Here is a 21680-nt window from a genome sequence, read left to right as displayed (position 1 = left end):
GGCCCTGCAAACTTTCCTCTCAACTATGGAAATAAATTAAAACTGAAGAACGATCAACCAGAAACCGAGCGCCAACACGATCAGCCCCACGAGATACTGGAGCAGTCCGCGCAGATAAGCTTTGCCTTCCAATTTGTAAAAGATCCGCAAAATGACGCTGGTCAGAATCATCGCCGTAAACGAGACGGCAAACAGAAGCAGCTGGAGCGACTCCATCCCTTCGCGCACGACATCAGGATCTGCTGTCATCAATCCGATCAACAGATTGGCCAGATAGAGATGACCGATCAAAAAGACAGGGATGCCGTACAGAAAGCGCAACACAGAGATTTTTTGCTTCGCCAAAAATACGATCAAGAGCTGTACGAACAGCGGGAGAAGCGCGTAGTAGATGAAAAAGAGCAAGGCAAAGCTGGAATCGTTTTGCAGCATATCAAATACGTTTTTCATTCGTAGGTTCATACCTCTCATCAGGAAATAGAAAAATAAAAAGGCTCCCGATTCAACGAGAGCCTCTTGGGTCAACAGGGCTAGTTACGCTCTGCAATCGGCACGAATTTTTGATCGACCGGACCGACATAATCGGCCACCGGACGGATGATGCGGTTGTTCGCATATTGCTCAAGGATATGAGCTGTCCACCCCGACACGCGGGAGATGACGAACAGCGGTGTGAACAGTTCTACCGGAATGCCCATCGCGTTGTAGAGCGAACCGGAGTACAGATCGACGTTGTACTTCAGGTCTTTGCCCTTCTTCGCGAAGTGTTCCAGCACAACACCTTCTGTGATTTCGGTCATTTCAAACCACTTGGTGTTGTTCACTTTCTCGGTCAGTTGCTTCGCGTAACGCTTGAGCACCAGACCGCGCGGGTCGTAGGAACGGTAGACGCGATGACCGAAGCCCGGCACTTTCACGCCGTTTTCCAGTTTATTCGCAACTTCTGTTGCTGCGTTTTCCACCGAATCGATCTCCATCAGCATGCGGAGCACATCTTCGTTGGCGCCTCCGTGCAGCGGTCCTTTCAATGCGCCAATCGCCGAAGTGACACCGGAGTACATATCGGACAATGTAGCGACGGTACAACGAGCGGTAAAGGTCGAAGCGTTAAACTCGTGGTCAGCATGCAAGATGAGCGCCACGTCGAACGCTTCAACAGACAGTTCGTCCGCTTCTTGACCGGTCAGCATGTAGAGGAAGTTCGCCGCATGACCGAGGTCGTTGCGCGGTGCAACATACTCTTTGCCCTGTTTGAAACGACCGACAGCTGCTGTGATCGAAGCGAGCATCGAAACGAGCTTGGTCGCCTGTTGAATGTGGGTTTCACGATCCATCGCCTTGTTCGGATCCACCGCGCCCAGGTACGAAGCAGCGGTGCGCAGGATCTCCATGCCGGACGGGTTGGCAGCCGAGTTGCTCAGCGACTTCACCAGCTCCAACACATCGGATGGGATCTCACGGTTTTGCTTCAGCGCGGCATCGAGCGCTGAGAGCTCACTCACGTTCGGTAGCTTGCCGTACCACAGCAGGTATACCACTTCTTCAAAAGAAGCTTTCCCTGCAAGATCGTTAATATCATATCCTTGATAGACGAGACGGCCTTCTTTCCCGTCAACGAGGCAGATGGAAGAATCACCTGCAACAACGTCTTGTAGACCAGCTTTCGCTTTTGCTTCAGACATTGACGAAACACCTCCTGAAAAATAACGCTAAATCCATATGTTCAAAACATATCCAGAACAATCCGATGCTAATTATTATACAGGAATTAGTCTGGTTGGTCTAACTTTGTGAATGGGCTTTCATTCATTTCTCCGACTCAGGAAGCAGGTAAACTTGCGAAAGCGTTTACTTGCTTGGTTTTTCCACCCTTAGAGTTCCCGTTCCAAAGCGAGATATTTGTCCAAAAAAATTTTTGGCGCACAATTGGTGATCATTGGATTTTGTGGATAAGTTTGTGCACAGTTTTCCTGCTTCCATGCAATGGGAAATCCACCCTTTTCCACAGTCAATCCACAGCTTGCCCACATATTGTACACAGGGTTCTGTGGATAAGCGGAACGCTTGTTCGCTCCAATTTTCCATGTTATAGTCAAACCACAACCAACTCGCGCGCGGGGTTTGGTAGAGTACGAGTCCAGAACTGTGAGGTGAACCACCATGCATTTGCTGAGTGATGAGTACCTTGTTGAAGCTTACACGAATGCAGTGAAACAGAAGTTGGACCGACAGTTTATCGACCTTTTGTACAGGGAAGTCCAAGCACGGGGTCTTACAGTCTCTGTCGGCATCGCTTCGTAACCTACCGTTCCCGAAAGTAAAACGACGTATCGTATATGGTGAGCAGGCCTGTTCTACCGGGGAATGGGCCTTTCTCATGATCAAGTCGCTCTCGCTACAGCTCTTCTTTCATTAAATATAATGTCAGCTCTTCACGGTTATGAAACAGTTGTTTGGCCTGTAAAAGCACCACTTGCGGTTCGAGGTTTTGCAACGTTTCTTTGACCGTTTGGAACGGCTTCTTATGCATCAGTTTGACGGTGATCACAGCAACCCCGCCCGTCTCGACAGCAGGTAACAGTTCGGCCACCAATTTGCTCATCTGCTTCGGGCTCCAACTCATATCGCAGACCAGCAGATCGAACGCCCGCTCTTCGAACTTCACGTCCCCTGCGTTCTTTTGCAGAAACGTGAGATTCGGATGACCGAGGAGGGAGGCGTGCATGTGCCCTGGATCGACCGCGGTGACGCTTAGATTCCGCTCCAAAAGCAGCGATGTCCATCCACCAGGTGCCGCCCCGATGTCGAGCGCATTATGAAATTGGGAAAGGTCGAGATTGAACCTTTCTTCCGCCTCCAACAGTTTGAACTTGGCGCGTGACACCTGCTCCTCTTCCTTGCGATACCGCACCATTCCCCCATTCCAATCGGATAGATTCTCATGAGGCGTGGAGATGCCCAGATAGCACGTGCCATCCGACAAGTACACGGAGATGATCTTGTCGGCGCCGCGCACCACTGGCTCCACGCTTTGTTCTTGTTGCAAGATCGGGTCGAGCGCGTCTTTTACCCCAAATGGCGTGTAGGCAAACTTGCCCGCTTTCACTTTGCGGGCCTGCACCGCCACTTTTTCCCCTGCAACAAACGGGCGCAGTTCCTGTACAAACTCGATCAGACGCATCAAGTCATCAGCTGTCTTGTCGAGTGGAATTTCATGTTGCACCGGCTGAATGTGCCGTAGGAAGATCGGTTCCTGTTCGAGCAAGGCTGCGGTCACTTCATCGGCCCGAGCCGGGACATCGATCAGGAACACTTCACCGGGCTCGAGATACCGGAATTTGGTGCCAGGAAACAGCCTTCTGATCTCTTCTTGAGCATACTGGGCAAATCCAAAGTTGGATGAGCCGATAAAACGCGATACGTTCATAAGGTCCTCCACGAGATAAGTCTACTAGGTATTCTTCTCAGTATAGCAAACAACATGTGACTTTTTCCTTAGAAAAATGGTTGCGCTCCACCGTATCGTCCGCTATGCTTTTTTTAATAAAGGAGTTGGGGTTAGATGCAACGTTTTGTAGTTGAACCGATCTTGTTTGCAATGTTTGGCGAACTGTTGTTTCCGACGGAGCCAATCGAATATATCATCCCCTACTCAACGGTGATGGAACTGTACGAATTGCGGGAGAGCGATGAGGTCATATCCGACCCGCGGGAAAATGAGCGTGTCAAGGCCAATTTGGAGAAGGTGATTCTCTTTTTTGAACAGCCCTTCGTTGCCAAAAAACTTGATAAAGCCTTGCGAATGCCTTGGCAGAAAAGTCGCCCGATCCTCTTTAACGAAAATGTGACCTTCACCGTTGTCAATGCGTTTGAAAACGCAGAGTTTGGGGAAGGGTTCGATCCGGTGGAAACGGAGCTCATCTTAGTGGCCCGCCGTGAGAAGGTCCCCTTGATCACCGATCAACTGCAGCTTCAGCAACGGATCGTAGAAGCGCGGATCGACATCACAGTCCTTGATGTAGCCGACTTTGGCTTCTTGGTCGATGAGCCCGGTCTCGAAGAACTCGCCTTGGAGGATGATCCTGTATTGGTACAGGCGCCTGTCAATACGTTTGAAGCGCAGGATGGAGCCTTGAGCGCTTCTGAAGAGCGAGCGATCGAGCCCACTTCCAACCGGATGCTACCGTGGGTGCTCGGTGGATTTGGCCTGATCTTAGTGTTGTTCGTCATCTCCTTGATTCAATGAAAAGCTCTGCACACTTCCTTGTGTGTCCGAGCTTTTTTTGTGGAATGCTGAAGAAGTGTTGCCACAAAGATTTCACTACGGTACAATTAGCCAAAATACAAGTAACCCTTCGTAAATAGGAGGCCAAACCTGATGGCAATGACTCGTGACCGAATTCTCTTTAGCCGTGAAGCGATCCAATCTCGCGTCGCTGAACTTGGTGTACAATTATCTCAAGATTATAAGGACGGCGAAGTCGTCGTAATTTCGCTGCTGCGCGGTAGCTTTGTCTTCACTGCCGACCTGGTGCGGGAGCTGACGGTGCCTGTGAATGTAGACTTCTTGACTACATCCAGTTACGGCCACGGTGAACAGAGCGCCGGGCGCGTCGAGATCGTGCACGACATCCGCACAGACATCGCAGGCAAGGACGTCCTGGTCTGCGATGATATCTTGGACACCGGCATCACCATGCGCGGTGTGCTCGACCATCTCGCCGCGAAAAATCCGAAGAGCTTGAAGACCTGCACCTTCCTCGACAAACCATCCCGCCGCCAAGCAGACGTGGTGCTCGATTATACCGGCCATACGATCGAAGACCTCTTTGTGGCAGGCTACGGCCTCAACTTGGGCGATTATGCCCGCAACCTTCCGTACATCTTCGTCCGTGAAACGGTAGAAGAATAGTCAGGTAGCTGAAGAAGCCCGATCCCCCTCAGGGGATCGGGCTTCTTCACTGTGTCGAATGCCAAGACCGACTAAATCTTGTGTTTTCTCGTCGGCAGGGGCTCGACTAGATCTCGATACTCATGTGCCGCGGGCGTGCGGTTTCGTTCAAACTCCGCTTGTTCCTCGCGAGTAGTACCATCAATCGCATCCCCCGACAGCAGATCGTTGTTCATGTTTTCAAGCGTCAACGGCTTGTGCAGATTGCCTAATCGATCCCGATAGGTCTCGCGCTCGGTCATCGTCACAGCCCCCTTTCGCCACTAGTGTCCGTCGCGGCGAAGCGAGTCATGCCGTTAAAAATTTGGATAGAGCTGTTGGTACTTTTCGTAGGAAAAAAAGACGCGTTGAATATAATGGCGCGTTTCTCCGACCGGTATTTTCTCCGAAGTTTCAAACGTTCCGTCCCACACGCCTTCGTTGATCCAGCGCGATACCCGACCCGGTCCGGCGTTGTAAGCGGCAATCGCCGCAGCTCGATTGCCTTTAAATTGCTTGATCAGACTGGTGATGTACCACGAACCCATGTGAATGTTGGTCTCGGGGTCGGAAAGATCTACCGTGCCACGATACGGGATGTCGCTCTCCTTGGCGATCCAGTCTGCCGTTTCCGGCATCAGTTGCATCAGACCGACCGCACCGACCTTCGATACATTTTCGGCGCGGAATTTGCTTTCCACCCGGATGATCGAGGCGATCAGGAGCGGATCGAGGTTATTTTTCTCCGCCGCCTGTCGGATCGTCTCTGCATGGTGGATCGGATAGAGCAAGCGCCAAAATCCGTCACTGCCGACTACCATCACGATCAGAAAGATCAAGCCGAGGATGATCGCAACTTTGCGTTTTGCTTTGGGCGTGAGCACCCAAGAGATACGCGGCCAGATCACAGATCGAACCTCTTGTTCAATTGCTCCCAGATGGCCCGCACCTGCCGCGCCGTGTCCTCGACCGTGCCTCGATTGTCGATCAGGAAGTCAGCGTAGCGCTTCTTCTCCTCGATTGGCATCTGGGCCGCGATGCGTTTTTCCGCCGCTTCTGCCGACAGCTCGTCCCGTTTCAGAAGACGCTCATATTGCGTCTCCCGATCTACATAGACAACGATCGTCCGATCCACTTCTTGATAGATACCCGTCTCGATCAAAAGTGGGATATCCCAGATGATGACTTGATTCGGGTCGAGCGCGACGGCACGCTCAGTCTGTTGGTCTCGCTCCTCGCGAACGCGTGGATGCACGATCGCGTTCAGCTTTTGCCTGTTCTCTTCATTGCCAAAGACGAGCGATCCGAGTGCGGCGCGATCCAGTTCACCATTTGGTAAAAGTACAGCTGCACCAAAATACTCGACGATCTCCTGAAACGCCGGTTTGCCAGGCTGCTGTACCTCGCGCACGATCTTATCTGCATCGATGATGACGGCCCCTAAATCGGCGAACATCTGCGAAACGGTGCTTTTTCCTGTTGCTATCGAGCCGGTCAGACCTACGATCATAATGAGCCTCCTGTTCCCAATCTTACCCCGTACCTTGCGAAATCAAAAGAATTTAGAAAGACCGATCAAAATCAGCATCGCGCCTGGAATGTACATCATCTTGCGCATCAATCTCGCATCTGCATAGCGCATCCCGACGCGAAGTCCTGAGTAGATGAACATCAGGTTCATCCCCGCGATTGTCAATGCGGTCGAAATCGAGTGAAACCCGATCAAAGATGCTCCCACGCCAGCCCCGAATCCGTCCATCGACAAGGCCAAACCGAGAATTAGCGCTTCTTTGACCGAAATATCGCCGGAACGATCCACATCGGCGGACGACGGGGTACGCAGAATTTGAATGACCAGACCGACCTTCTTCAGTTCCACATGCAAAACAGTCTTGTGTTGTTTCTCCTCAACTGGTGCGGCCGACTCGTCTGGTGTCTGCTCCTCCGCCACAGGCTCCTTTTCCTTTTGGGTCAAAATGTTATAGATCGCAAAACTGCCGACACCGATCAAAATCACTGCGCCAAAATTTTTGGCGAAAGAATCGGTCAGATAGTGGGAGATCACATCCCCCAACTGCATTGCAATCAAAATCATCGTCGCCGAACAAAGCGTTACGACAAGCAACGACCACAAAGGAAAGCGGATTTTGCGAAGTCCATAAGTCAAGCCTACGCCAAAGCCGTCGAGTGAGACAGCAAACGCAAGCACCAGCAGCGAAAAAAAGTGAAGCATGCTGACTCCTCCTTCCCTCAATTTGCCCACATGATATGCGCAGGTGAGGGAAAGGGTGTTCAGCTAGTTGTCCTGTTAGTTGTTCAGAGGTTGGCACGACGGGCAAAAGTGCGTGCCTCGTCCACCAACACGGGACTTCGCGATCTCGGTGCCGCAGTTCGGGCACGGCGTTTCTTCGAGACCGTAGACTTTGTGTTGATGCTGCATGCCACCTTCTTGTCCATAGCCGTTCACATACGATTTGACGGAGGAGCCGCCCAGTTCAACAGACTGGGTGAGCACCGCTACGATCGCATCGTGCAGGCGGACAATTTGCTCCTCTTGCAGGCTCGGGCCGTTCGCTTCGGGATGGATGCCCGATCGAAACAGCACCTCATCTACATAGATATTGCCAAGCCCCGCAACAAATGTCTGGTCGAGCAACAATACTTTTATTTTTCCGCTACGGCGCTTATGCAAAGCCTGTCTGAGCACGTCCACCGTAAACGTTGCGTCGAGCGGCTCGGGTCCGAGCGCAGCAAGCCCTGGCAACAAGGCGTACTCCCCGCGCGGCAACAAATCCATCGTGCCAAACTGACGCACATCTTTGTAGCGCAGTTCCATGCCATCGGTAAAGTGGAAGATGACGTGCGTATGCTTTTCTATGGGCTCCTCAGAGCGGTAGACGCCGTAGCGGCCTTCCATCCGCAAGTGCGAGACTAACGTGTACGGCCCGATGTCGAGCAATAGGTACTTGCCACGACGCTCCACCGCATCGATGGTATGCCCTTGTATCATCAAGGCAAATTGCTGCACATCGTCGGGCATCCGTATGATGCGCGGTAGACTGACCGTCACATGGTCGATCGTCTTGCCTAAGACCAGCGACTGCAGCCCACGGCGCACCGTCTCAACCTCTGGCAATTCCGGCAAACTGTTTCATCCTTTCTCAATCTGCCCTGTCGTTTCAGATCGGACCCATCGTGGGGCACGACCTTGAACGCGAGCAGCATTATTTCGCTTCATACCAAGTATCACCGACGTTGAGATCCGCCTTCAGCGGCACGGAAAGCGCCGTCACCTGCTCCATTTCACGACGCACCAGTTCTTTCAGTTCCTCGATCTCTTCGGGCGGGCATTCGAAGATCAGTTCATCGTGCACCTGCAGCAGCATGTTGGCGCGCAGGCTCCGCTCTTGCATTTCTTTGTGGATATTGACCATCGCTTTTTTGATCACATCGGCAGCCGTTCCTTGAATCGGCGTATTCATCGCCGTGCGCTCAGCAAAGCTTCGCATGTTGAAATTGGATGCGTTAATGTCGGGCAGATGACGCTTGCGACCGAGCAAGGTGGTAACATACTCATCCCGGCGCGCCTGATCGACCACATCTTCCATATAGCGCTTCACGCCAGGAAATTTTTCAAAATAGCTGGCAATGAACTGCCCCGCTTGCTTGCGCGGGATGTTCAAGTTTTGCGACAACCCAAAGTCAGAAATCCCGTACACGATCCCAAAGTTGACCGCTTTCGCTGCTCGCCGCATGTTCGAATCAACCTCTTCAGGCGTGACTTCAAACACCTGTGTCGCCGTGCGAGTATGGATATCTTCGTCGTGGACGAACGCATCGATCATGTTTTCGTCACCCGAAATATGGGCCAAGATGCGCAACTCGATCTGCGAGTAGTCGGCCGCAAGGATTTTCCATTCCGGATCGGTCGGCACGAAAACATGGCGCAGGCGGCGTCCTTCTTCTGTGCGGATCGGGATGTTTTGCAAATTCGGTTCGGTCGAGGACAGACGTCCAGTCGCCGTCAGCGCTTGGTTAAATTGTGTATGGACACGGAAGATGTCTCCGTTTTGACGAGCAGCATTCAGCAAGCCTTCCACGTAGGTAGACTGGAGCTTGCCCAGATGGCGGTACTCGAGAATTTTCTGCACAACTGGGGAATGCTCGGCCAATTTTTCCAACACGTCTGCCGAGGTCGAATAACCTGTTTTGGTCTTCTTCGATGCTGGTAGCCCCAATTTATCAAATAGCACTTCACCAAGTTGCTTGGGAGAGTTGAGATTGAACTCGCTACCAGCCAACTCATAGATTTCTTTTTGCAACGCTTCGATGCGCTCTTTTAAATTCTCCCCGATCTCCCTCAATTCTGAGGTGTCGATTCGGACACCCAGCCCCTCCATGTCGGCCAACACGAAGGACAAAGGCAGTTCAAGGTCACGATACAGCGCCATTAAGTCTCCTGCTTCCAGCGCTTCTCCCACTTTCTCCGCGATGTGCACATTCGCAGCAGCCACAGCGCCCGCCAAATTCGCACGCTCTTCGAGACTGATCTCCACCGGCTTTTTCGCGGTGCCTTTCGGTAGCGGGGAGAGCCTCCAGCCACTATGGTGTTCGATCACCTCAAACAGATCGGGTGTACCTTCAGACGGCGAAAGCAAATAGGAACCGAGCAAGGTACAGAACACGTTGTGATCCAAGTCGATGTCGTGTTTTTTTAGTGCGGTGCAAACTGCCTTCACGTCATAAAAGACCTTTGTTTTGGTCTGGTCTTGAAAAAGTGCGCCAAGCTCGGCTGGTAGCGTTTTGTCAAACGGAAGATACCATGCTGCCTCTTGGGTCGCAATGGCCAGCCCGTGCAGATCACCGAACTGGTAGTTGCCTTCCAAGTCGAGATAGAAGCCAACCGTTGCTGGAAGCTTCTCGATGATGCCTGCGAGCTCATCTGCAGCGATGATCTGCGTCGTCACCGCTTCTTGTTTTACAGCCGGCTCTTGTTCCACCAGTTCCGATTCACTACCGCCCTCGGGCAGTCGGTCGAGCAAAGACTTGAATTCAAGCGCCTTAAAGATCTCGCGCACTTTGCCCGCATCATAGGATTCGAAGCGGTAGGACTCAAAGTCGATGTCGAGAGGGACAGCACGGTTAATTGTCGCTAATTGTTTGGAAAGTCGTGCCGAGTCGGCGTGCTCCCGCAGTTTTTCTTGCAATTTCTTGCCCGGTGCCTCATCGACATGAGCCAGCACTTCTTCTACAGTCGGATATTGCGCTAGCAGTTTCAGTGCGGTCTTCTCCCCCACACCTGGAATGCCTGGAATGTTGTCGGACGTATCGCCCATCAATCCTTTCAGATCGATGATCTGCAGAGGGGTCAGACCGTAACGCTCCTGAATTTCTTTTTCTGTATACTTCTCGGTCTCGGAAATTCCTTTGCGAGTCAACATCGTCGTTACCCGATCGGAGACAAGCTGCAACAAATCCTTATCTCCTGTTACGACCAGCGAATCGTACCCGATCTGCTCCGCTTCTTGGGTGATCGTACCGATAATATCATCAGCTTCGTGTCCTTCAACTTCTACATAAGGAATACCAAAACTGTCCAGAATCTCGCGCACAATCGGGAATTGCTCGCGAAGCTCGCCTGGTGTCTTCTCGCGCGTTCCTTTATATTCCGCGTAGATCTGTTGACGGACGGTCGCCTTCCCTTTATCGAAAGCGACCATCAGATGCGTCGGCTGCTCGTCCTGTAGCAACTTCAGAAGCATCGTCGTAAAACCATAAGCAGCATTCGTATACTGCCCTTTGCTGTTCGACAACGGCGGCAGGGCAAAAAAAGCTCGGTATGTAATGGAGTTCCCATCGATGAGAACTAATTTCTTTTTATCGGTCATGTCTCCACCTCGTCAGAAGGTTTGTACTCCGTTTATTGTAGCATAATGAAAAGTAAAAAAGCACACCCGAAGGTGTGCTTCTTGAGAACGGAACTTAGCTGTAGAGCAGGCAAGCCACATGGTGGCCCGGCTCAACTTCTTTCAGTTCCGGAGTGATCTGTGCGCATTCCGGCATTGCTTTCGGGCAACGCGTACGGAAACGGCAACCGGACGGCGGGTTAACCGGAGACGGAACGTCGCCTTCCAGGATGATGCGTTCACGGGTGCGCTCGATTTCCGGGTCCGGAATCGGGATTGCAGAAAGCAGTGCTTCCGTGTACGGATGCATCGGCTTGCGATACAGTTCGGTTGCCTCAGTCACTTCGACGAGTGAGCCGAGGTACATAACGCCGATCCGGTCAGAAATGTGCTTAACCATCGCCAAGTCATGCGCGATGAAGAGGTAGGTCAAACCGCGCTCTTCTTGCAATTTCTTCATCAGGTTAACAACCTGTGCTTGGATCGACACGTCCAGTGCGGAGATCGGTTCGTCCGCAATGATGAACTGCGGTTCGATCGCCAAAGAGCGTGCGATACCGATACGCTGACGTTGACCGCCGGAGAATTCATGCGGGAAACGAGATGCGTGTTCTTCGTTCAAACCAACGGTACGCAACAGTTCGTAGATGCGATCCAGGCGTTGACGGCCGGAGAGCAACTTGTGAATGTCGATACCTTCACCGATGATGTCGCCGACAGTCATCCGCGGGTTGAGCGATGCATACGGGTCTTGGAAGATCATCTGCATGTCGCGGTTGAATTGCTTCAAGTCGCGACCTTGCACTTTGTGCACATCTTTGCCGTTGAACTTAACGGTACCTTGAGTTGCATCATACAGACGGATGATCGTACGTCCGGTGGTGGACTTACCGCAACCTGATTCGCCTACCAGACCGAAAGTTTCACCACGCTTGATCGAGAAGGACACGTTATCAACAGCCTTCAGAATCGTACCGCGGCCCAAGTCAAAATGTTTCGAGAGGTTTTTGACCTCAAGAATGGTATCCGTACCCGTTTGGGTCGAGTTTGCAGCGGTGGTTGTAGCATTAGCCATTGTGGTGACCTCCCCCTACTTCTACTGGACGTTCAACTTTAGGAGCGTTCGGGTGGAGAAGCCAGCAAGCAGCTGAATGGTTTTGGTCGAGCTTCGTCATTTCCGGATCCTGTTCCATGCAGATCTCCATCGCGTACGGGCAGCGCGGTGCGAATGCGCATCCTTTCGGCGGTGCGATCAAATCGGGCGGTGTGCCTTCGATCGGGATGAGATCTTCATCTTTCGAGCTGTCCAGACGCGGAACGGAACGCAACAGACCCCAAGTGTACGGATGTTGCGGGTTGTAGAAGACATCGTCGATCAGGCCGTTCTCTACAACTTTACCAGCGTACATAACGACAACTTTTTGCGCTACGTCAGCAACAACGCCCAAGTCATGGGTGATGATGATGATCGAAGCACCGGTTTTCTCTTGCAGATCGCGCATCAGGTCGAGGATCTGAGCCTGAATCGTAACGTCGAGCGCGGTGGTCGGCTCGTCGGCGATCAAAAGCTTCGGGTTGCACGCCAGCGCGATTGCGATCATGACACGCTGACGCATACCGCCGGAAAATTGATGCGGATATTGCTCCACGCGAGATTCCGGGTTCGGAATCCCAACGAGGCGCAACATTTCAATCGCACGCTCACGAGCTGCTTGACGGGACAGACCTTGGTGTTTGATCAGACCTTCCGCAATCTGAGAGCCAACTTTCATGGTCGGGTTCAGAGAAGTCATCGGGTCTTGGAAGATCATGCCCATCTCCGAACCACGAACGTTCTCCATTTCTCTATCGGTCAACTTAACGATGTCAGTTTTACCGTCAAACAAGATCTGCGAATCTGCTTTGATCTCACCTGGCGGGGTTTGAATCAGGCGCATGATCGCTTGCGAGGTTACAGATTTACCGCAACCGGACTCACCCACGATCGCAAGGCATTCACCTTTTTTCAAGTTGAAGGTAACGCCACGTACGGCTTGAACTTCACCAGCATAGGTGTGGAACGATACCTTTAAGTCTTTGACTTCCAAGATGTTGTTCATGGGCATTACCCTCCTTATTTACGAAGTCTCGGGTCGAGAGCGTCGCGCAATCCGTCACCCAACAGGTTGAAGGACAGCATGATGCACGCGAAGACGAGGGACGGGCAGATCAGACGGAACGGGAAGTTACGCATCGATTGCACGCCGTCGTTTACCAGAGAACCGAGAGATGCGAGCGGAACTTTAATCCCCAGACCGATGAAGGACAGGAATGCTTCCGCGAAGATCGCACCTGGAACGGTAAACGTGATTTGAACGATGATGATCCCCAGTGCGTTCGGGATCAAGTGACGCAGGATGATGCGCCACGGGCTAGCACCAAGCGTACGAGCGGCAAGCACGTACTCTTGCTCTTTCAGGGACAGAATCTGGCCGCGTACAAGACGGGCCATACCGACCCAACCGACAGAAGCCATTGCCAAAATGATGGTGAATATACCTGGCCCCATGACCATGATCAACAAGATGATCAAGATGAGGTAAGGAATACCGTATACGATCTCAACAAAACGCTGCATCACATCGTCGATACGACCGCCAAAGTAAGCGGAAATACCGCCATACAAAATACCGATTACAAAGTCGAGAGATGCTGCGACGATACCGATAAACAACGAAATACGAACGCCCCACCATACGCGAACCCATTGGTCACGACCAAAATCGTCAGTGCCGAACCAATGATCCAGCGTCGGGGATTGGTTACGAACAGAGAGGTCTTGCTCTTGATAATGGTACGGTTGGATTTCCGGACCAGCGATTGCCAATATAGCAAGCAGGGTCAAAAGAACCAAGCCGATCATCGCCACTTTGTTTTTCTTCAGGCGGCGCCATGCATCTGCCCAGTAGGAAACGGAAGGACGAACGACACGCTCTGCATCCGATTGCTTATTGGCCAGTTTAAACTTGTCTTGAGTAACAGGTTGCATCGTTTACTTCCCACCTTTCGCCAGACGGATACGCGGATCGACAACCCCGTAAAGGATATCTGTCACGATGATAGCGAGAATGAGCAGACCCGAGTAGAAGATCGTCATACCCATGATCATCGTGTAGTCATTCGTCGTGATAGAGTTTACAAAGTGTTTACCCATGCCTGGAACTGCGAAGATCTGTTCAACGACGAGGGTACCGGTCATGATGTTGACGGTGAGCGGGCCCAAGATCGTGATGATCGGCAGAATTGCGTTACGAACGGTGTGCTTGACAACGATCGTAATGCGGGAAAGACCTTTCGAACGTGCGGTCTTGATGTAGTCTTGGTTGACGACATCAAGCATGGAAGTACGCATCATACGTGCCATGGTAGCCAATGTACCAAAGGCGAGCGTAATAGTCGGCAAGATGACATATGATGGACCTTTCCACAGTGCCGGCGGCAACCATCCGAGCTGCACCCCGATGTAGTACGAGAGCAACGGACCGATTACGAAGGCCGGAACGGAGACACCGACGATCGCTGTAAACATTGCAAAGTAGTCTAAGCCTTTGTTGTGGTTCAGCGCTGCGACGATACCAAGGGTCAAACCGATGGTGATCGCGACAACGATCGAGTAAAGCCCGAGTTGAGCTGACGTCGGGAACGTCTGTCCAATGATTTCATTAACTGTACGTGTTGGATAGAAGAAGGATACACCTAAGTCACCACTCACGATGTTTTGCAGGTAGCGTCCATATTGAACCCAAATCGGGTCATCCAGACCATAGTGTTTCAACAGGATCGCTTTAGTGGCGTCATTCAAACGTTCAGAAGCAGCGAACGGATCGCCCGGAAGGTTATGCATCAAGATAAAGGTCAGAGAAACGATTACCCAAAGGGTGATCAAACCGTAAACAACACGACGGAGGATAAAACGAAGCACAACCACACCTCCCAAAGAAATTTTTTTTGATATTTGTGGTTTTGGTTGAGATACAGCTATTAGTCTACTTGCATCTCTGTCTTTTTGCTAGTGGCGTTTTGCTGGCAATTGCGAGACTCGGCACCCCCAGCGCCTGAGCTCTCAGCCTTTCAGAGAACCTTGTTACATTTTCCCAGTCCCGCGGAGCCAGCCTTCATGGAAGCGGTTTCGTACATGTTGCGCTCAACATCCGTTCGGTCAGGGCCTCACTCACTCCTACTTCCCCGGTTCCCCCTTTGCGTCATTTCATGTAAGTGGCAGTAATATTTATGGTAAGGCACCAGCCTAATACCCAAAAGGAATTATTCAAACTACTTTAAAAGACAGATTATTCATAAAAAATTATAGTCTAATCTGCCTCACTCGTCCACTAGTAAAATTACGAGTGCATCGAGCCGATTATGCAAGAGATTCGGAGGTCATTTTGGAATAACTTCTAGATTCTGAATCTTTGCTGTAAGACTACCGAACAGCCACAAGTTATACAATATCATAAAGATGTTATACATGCGAGTCATTTATGGCTAAAATTCGTCAGGATTCTAGAACATTTCTAGATAGATTCGACATTTTTCTACAATATCCAACGTTATTAAGGTGCAAATATTCGAATTGCTAAGCGATTTTGTTTTTTTATTGTACTACAGAGACGAAAAAAATTCCCCAGAATTTTCTAATTCCGGGGAATTTTTTGTAAAATGTAATCTACCTGTAATACTTTTGCAATGAAACTAGCGGCCTTCTACGACTTCGATCACTTTGCGAACGGAGTCAGCAGATTTGTCCAACGCCGTTTTTTCGTCCGCAGTCAGTTCGAGTTCGAACACTTTTTCGATACCGCCTTTGCCAAGCAGTGTCGGTACGCCCATGAACAGGTCGTTGTAGCCGTATTCGCCTTCGAGCAGTGCGATGGAAGGCAGAATGCGCTTTTTGTCTTTGAGGATCGCTTCGGTCATCTGAGCGAGCGATGCAGCCGGTGCGTAGTAAGCAGAGCCGTTGCCGAGCAGTTGCACAATCTCACCGCCGCCAACGCGTGCGCGTTGTACGATCTCTTCGAGACGCTCAGCCGGGATCAGCTTCTCAAGCGGGATGCCGCCAGCGTAGGAGTAACGCACGAGCGGAACCATGTCGTCACCATGTCCTCCAAGCACGAAGCCTTGGATGTCTTCAACGGAAACGCCCAGCTCCATCGCGATGAACGAGCGGAAACGAGCTGTGTCGAGCACACCCGATTGACCGATAACACGGTTTTTCGGGAAACCGGAAGTTTTGTAAGCGACATAGGTCATCGCGTCTACTGGGTTGGACAGGATGATCAAGATCGAATTCGGAGAGTACTTCACCACTTGCTCAGTAACGGACTTCACGATGCCCGCGTTGGTTGCCACAAGATCATCGCGGCTCATGCCCGGCTTGCGTGCAATACCTGCGGTGATGATGACAACATTGGAGTCAGCTGTGTCTTCGTAGTTCGAGGTGCCGATGATGTTCGAATCGACCCCAAGTACCGGGGTAGCTTCAAACATATCGAGCGCCTTGCCTTTTGTCGGGTTCTCCAATTGCGGGATGTCGAGCAGGACGATGTCGCCCAATTCTTTTTGTGCCAGGAAAAGTGCGGTGGTTGCACCGGTAAAGCCTGCGCCGACGATAGTGATTTTGTTACGCTTCATGGTCATGGCGATCTCCTCCACTCAAAACGATTGTTTATCTGGCTTCGCTCGCTACACTACAGGTTCTTGATCAGCGCGTCTGCAAATTCGGAGCACTTCACTTCGGTTGCGCCTTCCATCAGGCGAGCGAAGTCGTACGTTACCGTTTTTTGATCAATCGCTTTCTCAAGCGCGTTGACAATCAAGTCAGCCGCTTCTTGCCAGCCCAAGAATTCGAACATCATGACGCCGGAGAGAATCACAGAACCTGGGTTTACTTTATCGAGACCTGCATACTTCGGAGCGGTACCGTGCGTTGCTTCGAAGACTGCATGACCGGTTACGTAGTTAATATTTGCACCCGGAGCGATACCGATACCGCCAACTTGTGCAGCCAGCGCGTCGGAGATGTAGTCGCCGTTCAGGTTGAGAGTTGCGATGACATCGTACTCAGCCGGACGGGTGAGGATCTGTTGCAGGAATGCGTCGGCGATCACGTCTTTTACGATGATCTTGCCAGCAGCTTCTGCATCCGCTTGCGCTTGGTTCGCCGCAGCAGTGCCTTCTGCGTCCTTGATGCGGTCATATTGTGCCCATGTGAACACTTTATCCGCATATTCGCGCTCAGCCACTTCGTAGCCCCAGTTTTTGAAAGCGCCTTCGGTGAACTTCATGATGTTGCCTTTGTGTACGAGGGTCAGGGACTTGCGGTTTTGTTGGATCGTATAGTCGAGCGCCGCGCGAACCAGACGCTCGGTACCTTCTTTGGAAACCGGCTTGATGCCAATACCGGACGTTTCCGGGAAGCGGATTTTCTTAGCGCCCATCTCTTCGCGCAGGAAGGAGATCAGCTTTTTCACTTCGTCGGTGCCTTCTGCATACTCGATACCAGCATAGATGTCCTCGGAGTTTTCGCGGAAGATGACCATGTCAACCAGTTCCGGATGCTTAACCGGGGACGGAACACCGTTGAAGTAGCGAACCGGACGCACGCATGCAAACAGGTCAAGCTCTTGACGCAATGCGACGTTCAGGGAGCGGATACCGCCGCCAACCGGAGTGGTCAACGGGCCTTTGATCCCGACGAGGAATTCGCGGAATGCGGTCAAGGTGTCATTCGGCAACCATTCGCCCGTTTGGTTGAAAGCCTTTTCACCTGCGAGCACTTCAAACCATTCGATCTTCTTATCGCCTTTGTACGCTTTCTCAACAGCCGCTTCAAAAACGCGGACGGAAGCATTCCAGATGTCAGGACCGGTACCGTCACCTTCGATAAACGGGATGATCGGGTTGTTCGGAACATTCAACTTGCCATTTTCGATGGTGATCTTCTCACCAGCAGTTGGAGCGGTGTACTTTTCAAACATGATTTCGACCTCCTGGCTATGTATAGATATATGATTGGGTAAGGCGACACTTTTGTCTCCTTACCCGCTGTTGAACGTGTGAGTTAAAAATCCAGCCATGTAAATCATACCATATGTTTCGGGAAGGGAACAAGGAGTTTTTCGCCATCCGAACCATCGTTTCACCCTGTGAAACCTTTAGGGGTCGTCGGCTTTGCTCCTTGACGCTTTTGTGTGGACAAAAAGAGCCAGATACCACTCATGATGATCCCCCCACCAATCCACTGCGCCCATGTGACCGCTTCCCCGAGCAGCAGGTAGGCCAAGATGGTGGCGCAGATCGGCTCGCCGAGAATCGCCATCGAGATCGTCGTAGCACTGACATACTTCAACAGCCAGTTGAACAGCGTGTGCCCAAAGACGGTTGGAATCACAGCGAGCAATGCAAACAAAAACCATTCCCGACCGCTGTAATCCACCAAAGAATAGCCTTCCCCAATGCAGTAGAAAAACATGACGAAAATCGCAAAGACATAGACGAGCAGTGAGTAGACCATCGACGACATCGCGCCGCGCAGATACTGCCCGATCACCAAGTAGCCGCTGATGACAAGCGTGCCCAACAGGGACAGCAGATCTCCCCACAGCGCAGTGCCGCTGATCTGCAGATCACCCCAGCCGATAAACGTGCTTCCAATCATGGCGATTCCCGCTCCGGCCCACGCCTGCCATGACGTGCGTTCTTTTAAGGTGAGATAGGCCATCACCATGACGAAGATCGGCTGTAGCGTAATCAGGATTGTGGAGCTTGCCACCGTCGTGTACTTCAGCGATCCGATCCAAAGAATGAAGTGAAACGCTAAAAATACGCCGGACAGCGCAATCAGCGCCCATGTGCGCAGACTCAGCGTTTTCACTTCCTGCCGCGCAGCTTTGGTCAGCAAAAAGGGCCCGAGCAAAAGAAACGTGAACAGGAGTCGATAAAGTCCAAGGATGGCGGCAGGCGCCGTTGACCATTTGATGATGATCGCCGAAAAGGAGACGGCGAGCACGCCGATGATCAGGAAAACGAGTGGCGAAACGGGCAGTTTTTTGTCCTGTTCCATAAATGTGAGTGCCCTTCTTTCTAGAATTTGCGATAGATCGAAAAGTTCCCCTTTTGCATCATTCGCATCAGGTATAACTTAATCAGGTGCTTCGGAATTTCCCTCAAGCCGGGCAACAGCATCAATAGCCCGACGATGTCGCTGAGAAATCCTGGCACAAGCAACAGCGTGCCGCCGACCACCACACAGGCGCCGTCAAGCAGTGAGTCGCCGGGAAGCACCCTCATCTCCATGTCGCGGTTGATTTGCCGCCAAGTGCTTCTGCCCTGCACTTTTAACAGATAGGCACCGAGCACCGACGTCCCGATGATCAGAAGAAAGGTCTGCCAGCCGCCGATGACTTGACCTACTTGAATCATTGTGAAAATTTCTAGCGCCGGAACAACGATGATCAAGATCAGAAAGATGCGCATCATGTGGCAGTCCTCGCTTTTTGAGTCATCAATTCGTACAGGTCTGGCAAAATGCGGTTGATTCGCTGCACTTGGCCTTCGCCGTTGATGAAGACATGCTCCGTTTTGCCGCTGACCAGCTTTTCACCATCAGATGCACGGGTCACCTCATAGCCAAAGATCATGCGGATTTTGTTCAGCGCGTCGATCCAGACTTTGACCCGCACCAGATCATCATATTTGGCTGAGGCATGATATTTGCACCACACTTCTGTCACCGGAAGCAACCAGCCTTGTTCTTCGAGACTGCGGTAGGAAAGTCCATACTCACGAAGCCACTCGGTGCGGCCGACTTCAAACCAATTCAGATAGTTAGCATGGTACACGACGCCCATCTGATCGGTCTCTTGATAGCGCACGCGCAGTTCCACTTCATAAAATTCAGCCATGCGTTTTCCCTCCTCTGCACGATGTACTTATTATAGCAAAAAAGCTCCTTTGCCAGTTTGCAAAGGAGCCTTTTTATAAGTAATATTTACTAGTTTTTAGATAACGTGGGCAACGCCCTCGTAAATCAAACCTGATTTCGAATCGACGGTGACGATCATCCCGGTCTTGAGCAGCTCCGTACCGTTCTCAACGCCGACGATTACCGGTTTGCCCAAATGCAGAGCGACAACTGCCGCATGTGAAGTCAGGCCGCCTTCAACGGTGATCACCGCTGCAGCACGTTCCATCGCCGGAACCACATCGCGGTCGGTGGAGTGCGTGACGAGAATGTCACCTTCTTCGATTTTCATCAGCTCCTCCGATTTGTTCGAGGAAAGGACGCGTCCGCTGATCGCCTTTTGACCAATACCTTGGCCTTTGGCGAGAATCTCACCGATCGTATGCACTTTCAGCAGGTTGGTCGTGCCCGGTTGGCCGACCGGAACACCTGCGGTGATCACGATCAGGTCACCGTGTTTGACATAACCCGAATCGAGAGCCCCTTGAATCGAGATAGCGAGAATTTCGTCAGTCGTCTTCGCGGTGCGCGACACGACCGGGTATACACCCCAGGACAGCATCAGACGGCGTGCTACCTCTTCGCTGTCGGTGACCGCGATGATCGGCGTCGTCGGGCGATGCTTCGACACTTTGCGCCCGGTGTGGCCACTTGAAGTCGCCGTGACGATCGCAGTTGCCTTGAGATCGTCAGCAATCGTGGAAACGGCCAACGACATCGCGTCGGTCACGTTCGCTTCCGCTGGCATGATATTGCGACGCGACGGCACGAGGTTGTTGAACAGAGCTTCCTCCGCACGCTTGGCGATCTGTGCCATCGTCGCGACCGCTTCGGACGGGTATTTGCCTGCAGCCGTCTCGCCGGACAGCATGATCGCATCGGTACCATCAAAGATCGCGTTTGCTACGTCGCTCGCTTCGGCGCGGGTCGGACGAGGATTTCGTTCCATCGAATCGAGCATTTGCGTGGCTGTGATTACCGGCTTGCCGAGGCTATTGCATTTTTGAATCAACATCTTTTGCACAAGCGGTACTTCTTCGGTCGGAATCTCGACGCCAAGGTCGCCGCGTGCTACCATCACGCCATCAGTCACCGCCAAGATCTCATCGATCATATCGAGCGCTTCCTCTGCTTCGATCTTCGAAATGATATCTTTATGTACGTTCGCTTCCTCTAAGATACGGCGCACATCGAGCACATCGGACGCTTTGCGCACGAAGGAAGCAGCGATGATATCCACTCCCTGTTCGATGCCAAAGCGGATATCTGCTATATCTTTTTCAGTGACGCTCGGAATCCGCAGTTTGACCCCCGGTGCGTTGATCCCTTTGCGGTTTTTGAGCATACCGCCGTTGGTGACGCGACAATGGATTTCGGTGTTCTCCACCTTTTCGACCACCAACCCGATCAAACCGTCGTCAATGCGCAAGATGGAGCCTGGTTGCACATCTTCTGGCAGGCCGTCATACGAGATGGAGATGCGATGTTCATCGCCTTCTTCGATCTGCTCGGTCGTCAGGATGATCGCAGCCTCATTATGTAATTCGACCGCTCCGTTCTTCACCAGTCCAGTGCGGATCTTCGGTCCTTTGATGTCTAGCATGATCGCGACAGCTTTGCCCGTTTCTTTCGCCGCTTGGCGGATGTTTTGGATACGGGCTGCATGTTCATCGTACGTTCCGTGCGAGAAATTGAGCCGCGCGACATCCAATCCGTTTTGAATCAGTGTCTTCAGCATTTCCACCGATTCGCTGGCTGGTCCAATCGTACAAACGATCTTCGTTCTTCGCATGGGTGATCCCCCTTGATTGTCTCCGTAATGACTACACTTTACCACACTTTA

General features: G+C 51.8%; 22 protein-coding genes. 3 read left to right on the top strand and 19 right to left on the bottom strand.

Annotation, left to right across the window (positions count from 1 at the left end):
• Window positions 1–36: 36 nt before the first annotated feature.
• Window positions 37–450, bottom strand: coding sequence for a hypothetical protein (locus tag CIG75_RS05665; RefSeq protein ID WP_094235786.1), 414 nt, complete (start codon window positions 448–450; stop codon window positions 37–39).
• Between the two features lie 80 nt (window positions 451–530).
• Window positions 531–1682: a citrate/2-methylcitrate synthase gene (locus tag CIG75_RS05660; RefSeq protein ID WP_094235785.1), complete on the bottom strand. Its 1152-nt coding sequence runs from the start codon at window positions 1680–1682 to the stop codon at window positions 531–533.
• Between the two features lie 478 nt (window positions 1683–2160).
• On the opposite strand from CIG75_RS05660, the gene sda reads away from it, so the two are divergent.
• Window positions 2161–2301 carry a sporulation histidine kinase inhibitor Sda gene (gene sda / locus CIG75_RS21600; RefSeq protein ID WP_094235784.1) on the top strand — a complete coding sequence of 47 codons (141 nt, stop codon included), beginning with the start codon at window positions 2161–2163 and terminating at the stop codon, window positions 2299–2301.
• A 94-nt stretch (window positions 2302–2395) separates the two neighbouring features.
• On the opposite strand, the gene CIG75_RS05650 is transcribed toward sda, so the two are convergent.
• The gene (locus CIG75_RS05650; RefSeq protein ID WP_094235783.1) at window positions 2396–3427 is read right to left on the bottom strand and encodes a 23S rRNA (cytidine(2498)-2'-O)-methyltransferase RlmM; all 1032 of its coding nucleotides are present in this window, start codon (window positions 3425–3427) and stop codon (window positions 2396–2398) included.
• Window positions 3428–3562: 135 nt separating this feature from the next.
• Here CIG75_RS05650 and CIG75_RS05645 point away from each other — a divergent pair, with 135 nt between their 5' ends.
• Both CIG75_RS05645 and hpt read left to right on the top strand, forming a co-directional pair.
• Window positions 3563–4246, top strand: a complete 684-nt coding sequence (locus tag CIG75_RS05645) for an ADP-heptose synthase (RefSeq protein WP_193791332.1) — start codon at window positions 3563–3565, stop codon at window positions 4244–4246.
• Between the two features lie 132 nt (window positions 4247–4378).
• A complete protein-coding gene (hpt, locus tag CIG75_RS05640; RefSeq protein WP_094235782.1) occupies window positions 4379–4912 on the top strand; it encodes a hypoxanthine phosphoribosyltransferase in 534 nt (177 codons plus the stop codon).
• A gap of 71 nt (window positions 4913–4983) precedes the next feature.
• Here the strand turns inward: hpt and CIG75_RS05635 are convergent, their stop codons facing one another.
• The 16 genes from CIG75_RS05635 to pyk form a co-directional block, all read right to left on the bottom strand.
• The gene (locus CIG75_RS05635; RefSeq protein WP_094235781.1) at window positions 4984–5193 is read right to left on the bottom strand and encodes a hypothetical protein; all 210 of its coding nucleotides are present in this window, start codon (window positions 5191–5193) and stop codon (window positions 4984–4986) included.
• Window positions 5194–5247: 54 nt separating this feature from the next.
• A complete protein-coding gene (locus CIG75_RS05630; protein WP_227874368.1) occupies window positions 5248–5838 on the bottom strand; it encodes a lytic transglycosylase domain-containing protein in 591 nt (196 codons plus the stop codon).
• Window positions 5835–6440, bottom strand: a complete 606-nt coding sequence (coaE, locus tag CIG75_RS05625; protein WP_094235780.1) for a dephospho-CoA kinase — start codon at window positions 6438–6440, stop codon at window positions 5835–5837. Before coaE ends, CIG75_RS05630 begins: the two co-directional genes overlap by 4 nt.
• A 42-nt stretch (window positions 6441–6482) precedes the next feature.
• Window positions 6483–7163, bottom strand: a complete 681-nt coding sequence (gene ytaF, locus CIG75_RS05620; RefSeq protein WP_094235779.1) for a sporulation membrane protein YtaF — start codon at window positions 7161–7163, stop codon at window positions 6483–6485.
• A 75-nt stretch (window positions 7164–7238) separates the two neighbouring features.
• Complete coding sequence (mutM, locus tag CIG75_RS05615) at window positions 7239–8075, bottom strand: DNA-formamidopyrimidine glycosylase (RefSeq protein WP_094235778.1); 837 nt, start codon at window positions 8073–8075, stop codon at window positions 7239–7241.
• A gap of 79 nt (window positions 8076–8154) precedes the next feature.
• Complete coding sequence (gene polA, locus CIG75_RS05610; RefSeq protein ID WP_094235777.1) at window positions 8155–10818, bottom strand: DNA polymerase I; 2664 nt, start codon at window positions 10816–10818, stop codon at window positions 8155–8157.
• 94 nt (window positions 10819–10912) lie between these two features.
• Entirely contained in the window at window positions 10913–11911 is a 999-nt protein-coding gene (locus CIG75_RS05605) for an ABC transporter ATP-binding protein (protein WP_094235776.1), read from the bottom strand.
• Window positions 11904–12935 (bottom strand): ABC transporter ATP-binding protein, encoded by a 1032-nt coding sequence (locus tag CIG75_RS05600; protein ID WP_094235775.1) that lies wholly within the window; start codon window positions 12933–12935, stop codon window positions 11904–11906. Before CIG75_RS05600 ends, CIG75_RS05605 begins: the two co-directional genes overlap by 8 nt.
• Window positions 12936–12949: 14 nt before the next feature.
• The gene (locus CIG75_RS05595; RefSeq protein WP_094235774.1) at window positions 12950–13864 is read right to left on the bottom strand and encodes an ABC transporter permease; all 915 of its coding nucleotides are present in this window, start codon (window positions 13862–13864) and stop codon (window positions 12950–12952) included.
• 3 nt (window positions 13865–13867) lie between these two features.
• Window positions 13868–14797, bottom strand: coding sequence for an ABC transporter permease (locus tag CIG75_RS05590; protein ID WP_094235773.1), 930 nt, complete (start codon window positions 14795–14797; stop codon window positions 13868–13870).
• A 770-nt stretch (window positions 14798–15567) separates the two neighbouring features.
• Entirely contained in the window at window positions 15568–16512 is a 945-nt protein-coding gene (gene mdh, locus CIG75_RS05585) for a malate dehydrogenase (protein WP_094235772.1), read from the bottom strand.
• A 50-nt stretch (window positions 16513–16562) separates the two neighbouring features.
• Window positions 16563–17852: an NADP-dependent isocitrate dehydrogenase gene (icd, locus tag CIG75_RS05580; RefSeq protein WP_094235771.1), complete on the bottom strand. Its 1290-nt coding sequence runs from the start codon at window positions 17850–17852 to the stop codon at window positions 16563–16565.
• 161 nt (window positions 17853–18013) lie between these two features.
• Window positions 18014–18937, bottom strand: a complete 924-nt coding sequence (locus CIG75_RS05575; protein WP_094235770.1) for a DMT family transporter — start codon at window positions 18935–18937, stop codon at window positions 18014–18016.
• A gap of 20 nt (window positions 18938–18957) precedes the next feature.
• Window positions 18958–19353: an FxsA family protein gene (locus CIG75_RS05570; RefSeq protein WP_094235769.1), complete on the bottom strand. Its 396-nt coding sequence runs from the start codon at window positions 19351–19353 to the stop codon at window positions 18958–18960.
• Window positions 19350–19778 carry an acyl-CoA thioesterase gene (locus CIG75_RS05565; protein WP_094235768.1) on the bottom strand — a complete coding sequence of 143 codons (429 nt, stop codon included), beginning with the start codon at window positions 19776–19778 and terminating at the stop codon, window positions 19350–19352. The genes CIG75_RS05570 and CIG75_RS05565 overlap by 4 nt, the downstream gene beginning before the upstream one ends.
• Before the next feature lie 96 nt (window positions 19779–19874).
• On the bottom strand, window positions 19875–21629 hold the full coding sequence (gene pyk / locus CIG75_RS05560; protein WP_094235767.1) for a pyruvate kinase: 1755 nt from the start codon (window positions 21627–21629) through the stop codon (window positions 19875–19877).
• Window positions 21630–21680: the final 51 nt, after the last annotated feature.

Source organism: Tumebacillus algifaecis, from assembly GCF_002243515.1.
In the GTDB taxonomy this organism is placed as follows: domain Bacteria; phylum Bacillota; class Bacilli; order Tumebacillales; family Tumebacillaceae; genus Tumebacillus_A; species Tumebacillus_A algifaecis.
The sequence above is the reverse complement of the archived record's forward strand: the minus strand, read 5'-3'. Positions and strand labels throughout refer to the sequence as shown.

Coding starts and splice junctions, on each gene's coding strand:
- CIG75_RS05600 (WP_094235775.1), bottom strand. CDS start 12,935: ATGAACAACATCTTGGAAGTCAAAGACTTAAAGGTATCGTTCCACACC.
- CIG75_RS05575 (WP_094235770.1), bottom strand. CDS start 18,937: ATGGAACAGGACAAAAAACTGCCCGTTTCGCCACTCGTTTTCCTGATC.
- pyk (WP_094235767.1), bottom strand. CDS start 21,629: ATGCGAAGAACGAAGATCGTTTGTACGATTGGACCAGCCAGCGAATCG.
- coaE (WP_094235780.1), bottom strand. CDS start 6,440: ATGATCGTAGGTCTGACCGGCTCGATAGCAACAGGAAAAAGCACCGTT.
- CIG75_RS05645 (WP_193791332.1), top strand. CDS start 3,563: ATGCAACGTTTTGTAGTTGAACCGATCTTGTTTGCAATGTTTGGCGAA.
- CIG75_RS05565 (WP_094235768.1), bottom strand. CDS start 19,778: ATGGCTGAATTTTATGAAGTGGAACTGCGCGTGCGCTATCAAGAGACC.
- CIG75_RS05665 (WP_094235786.1), bottom strand. CDS start 450: ATGAAAAACGTATTTGATATGCTGCAAAACGATTCCAGCTTTGCCTTG.
- hpt (WP_094235782.1), top strand. CDS start 4,379: ATGGCAATGACTCGTGACCGAATTCTCTTTAGCCGTGAAGCGATCCAA.
- icd (WP_094235771.1), bottom strand. CDS start 17,852: ATGTTTGAAAAGTACACCGCTCCAACTGCTGGTGAGAAGATCACCATC.
- polA (WP_094235777.1), bottom strand. CDS start 10,818: ATGACCGATAAAAAGAAATTAGTTCTCATCGATGGGAACTCCATTACA.
- mdh (WP_094235772.1), bottom strand. CDS start 16,512: ATGACCATGAAGCGTAACAAAATCACTATCGTCGGCGCAGGCTTTACC.
- CIG75_RS05635 (WP_094235781.1), bottom strand. CDS start 5,193: ATGACCGAGCGCGAGACCTATCGGGATCGATTAGGCAATCTGCACAAG.
- ytaF (WP_094235779.1), bottom strand. CDS start 7,163: ATGCTTCACTTTTTTTCGCTGCTGGTGCTTGCGTTTGCTGTCTCACTC.
- sda (WP_094235784.1), top strand. CDS start 2,161: ATGCATTTGCTGAGTGATGAGTACCTTGTTGAAGCTTACACGAATGCA.
- CIG75_RS05595 (WP_094235774.1), bottom strand. CDS start 13,864: ATGCAACCTGTTACTCAAGACAAGTTTAAACTGGCCAATAAGCAATCG.
- CIG75_RS05660 (WP_094235785.1), bottom strand. CDS start 1,682: ATGTCTGAAGCAAAAGCGAAAGCTGGTCTACAAGACGTTGTTGCAGGT.
- CIG75_RS05650 (WP_094235783.1), bottom strand. CDS start 3,427: ATGAACGTATCGCGTTTTATCGGCTCATCCAACTTTGGATTTGCCCAG.
- CIG75_RS05570 (WP_094235769.1), bottom strand. CDS start 19,353: ATGATGCGCATCTTTCTGATCTTGATCATCGTTGTTCCGGCGCTAGAA.
- CIG75_RS05605 (WP_094235776.1), bottom strand. CDS start 11,911: ATGGCTAATGCTACAACCACCGCTGCAAACTCGACCCAAACGGGTACG.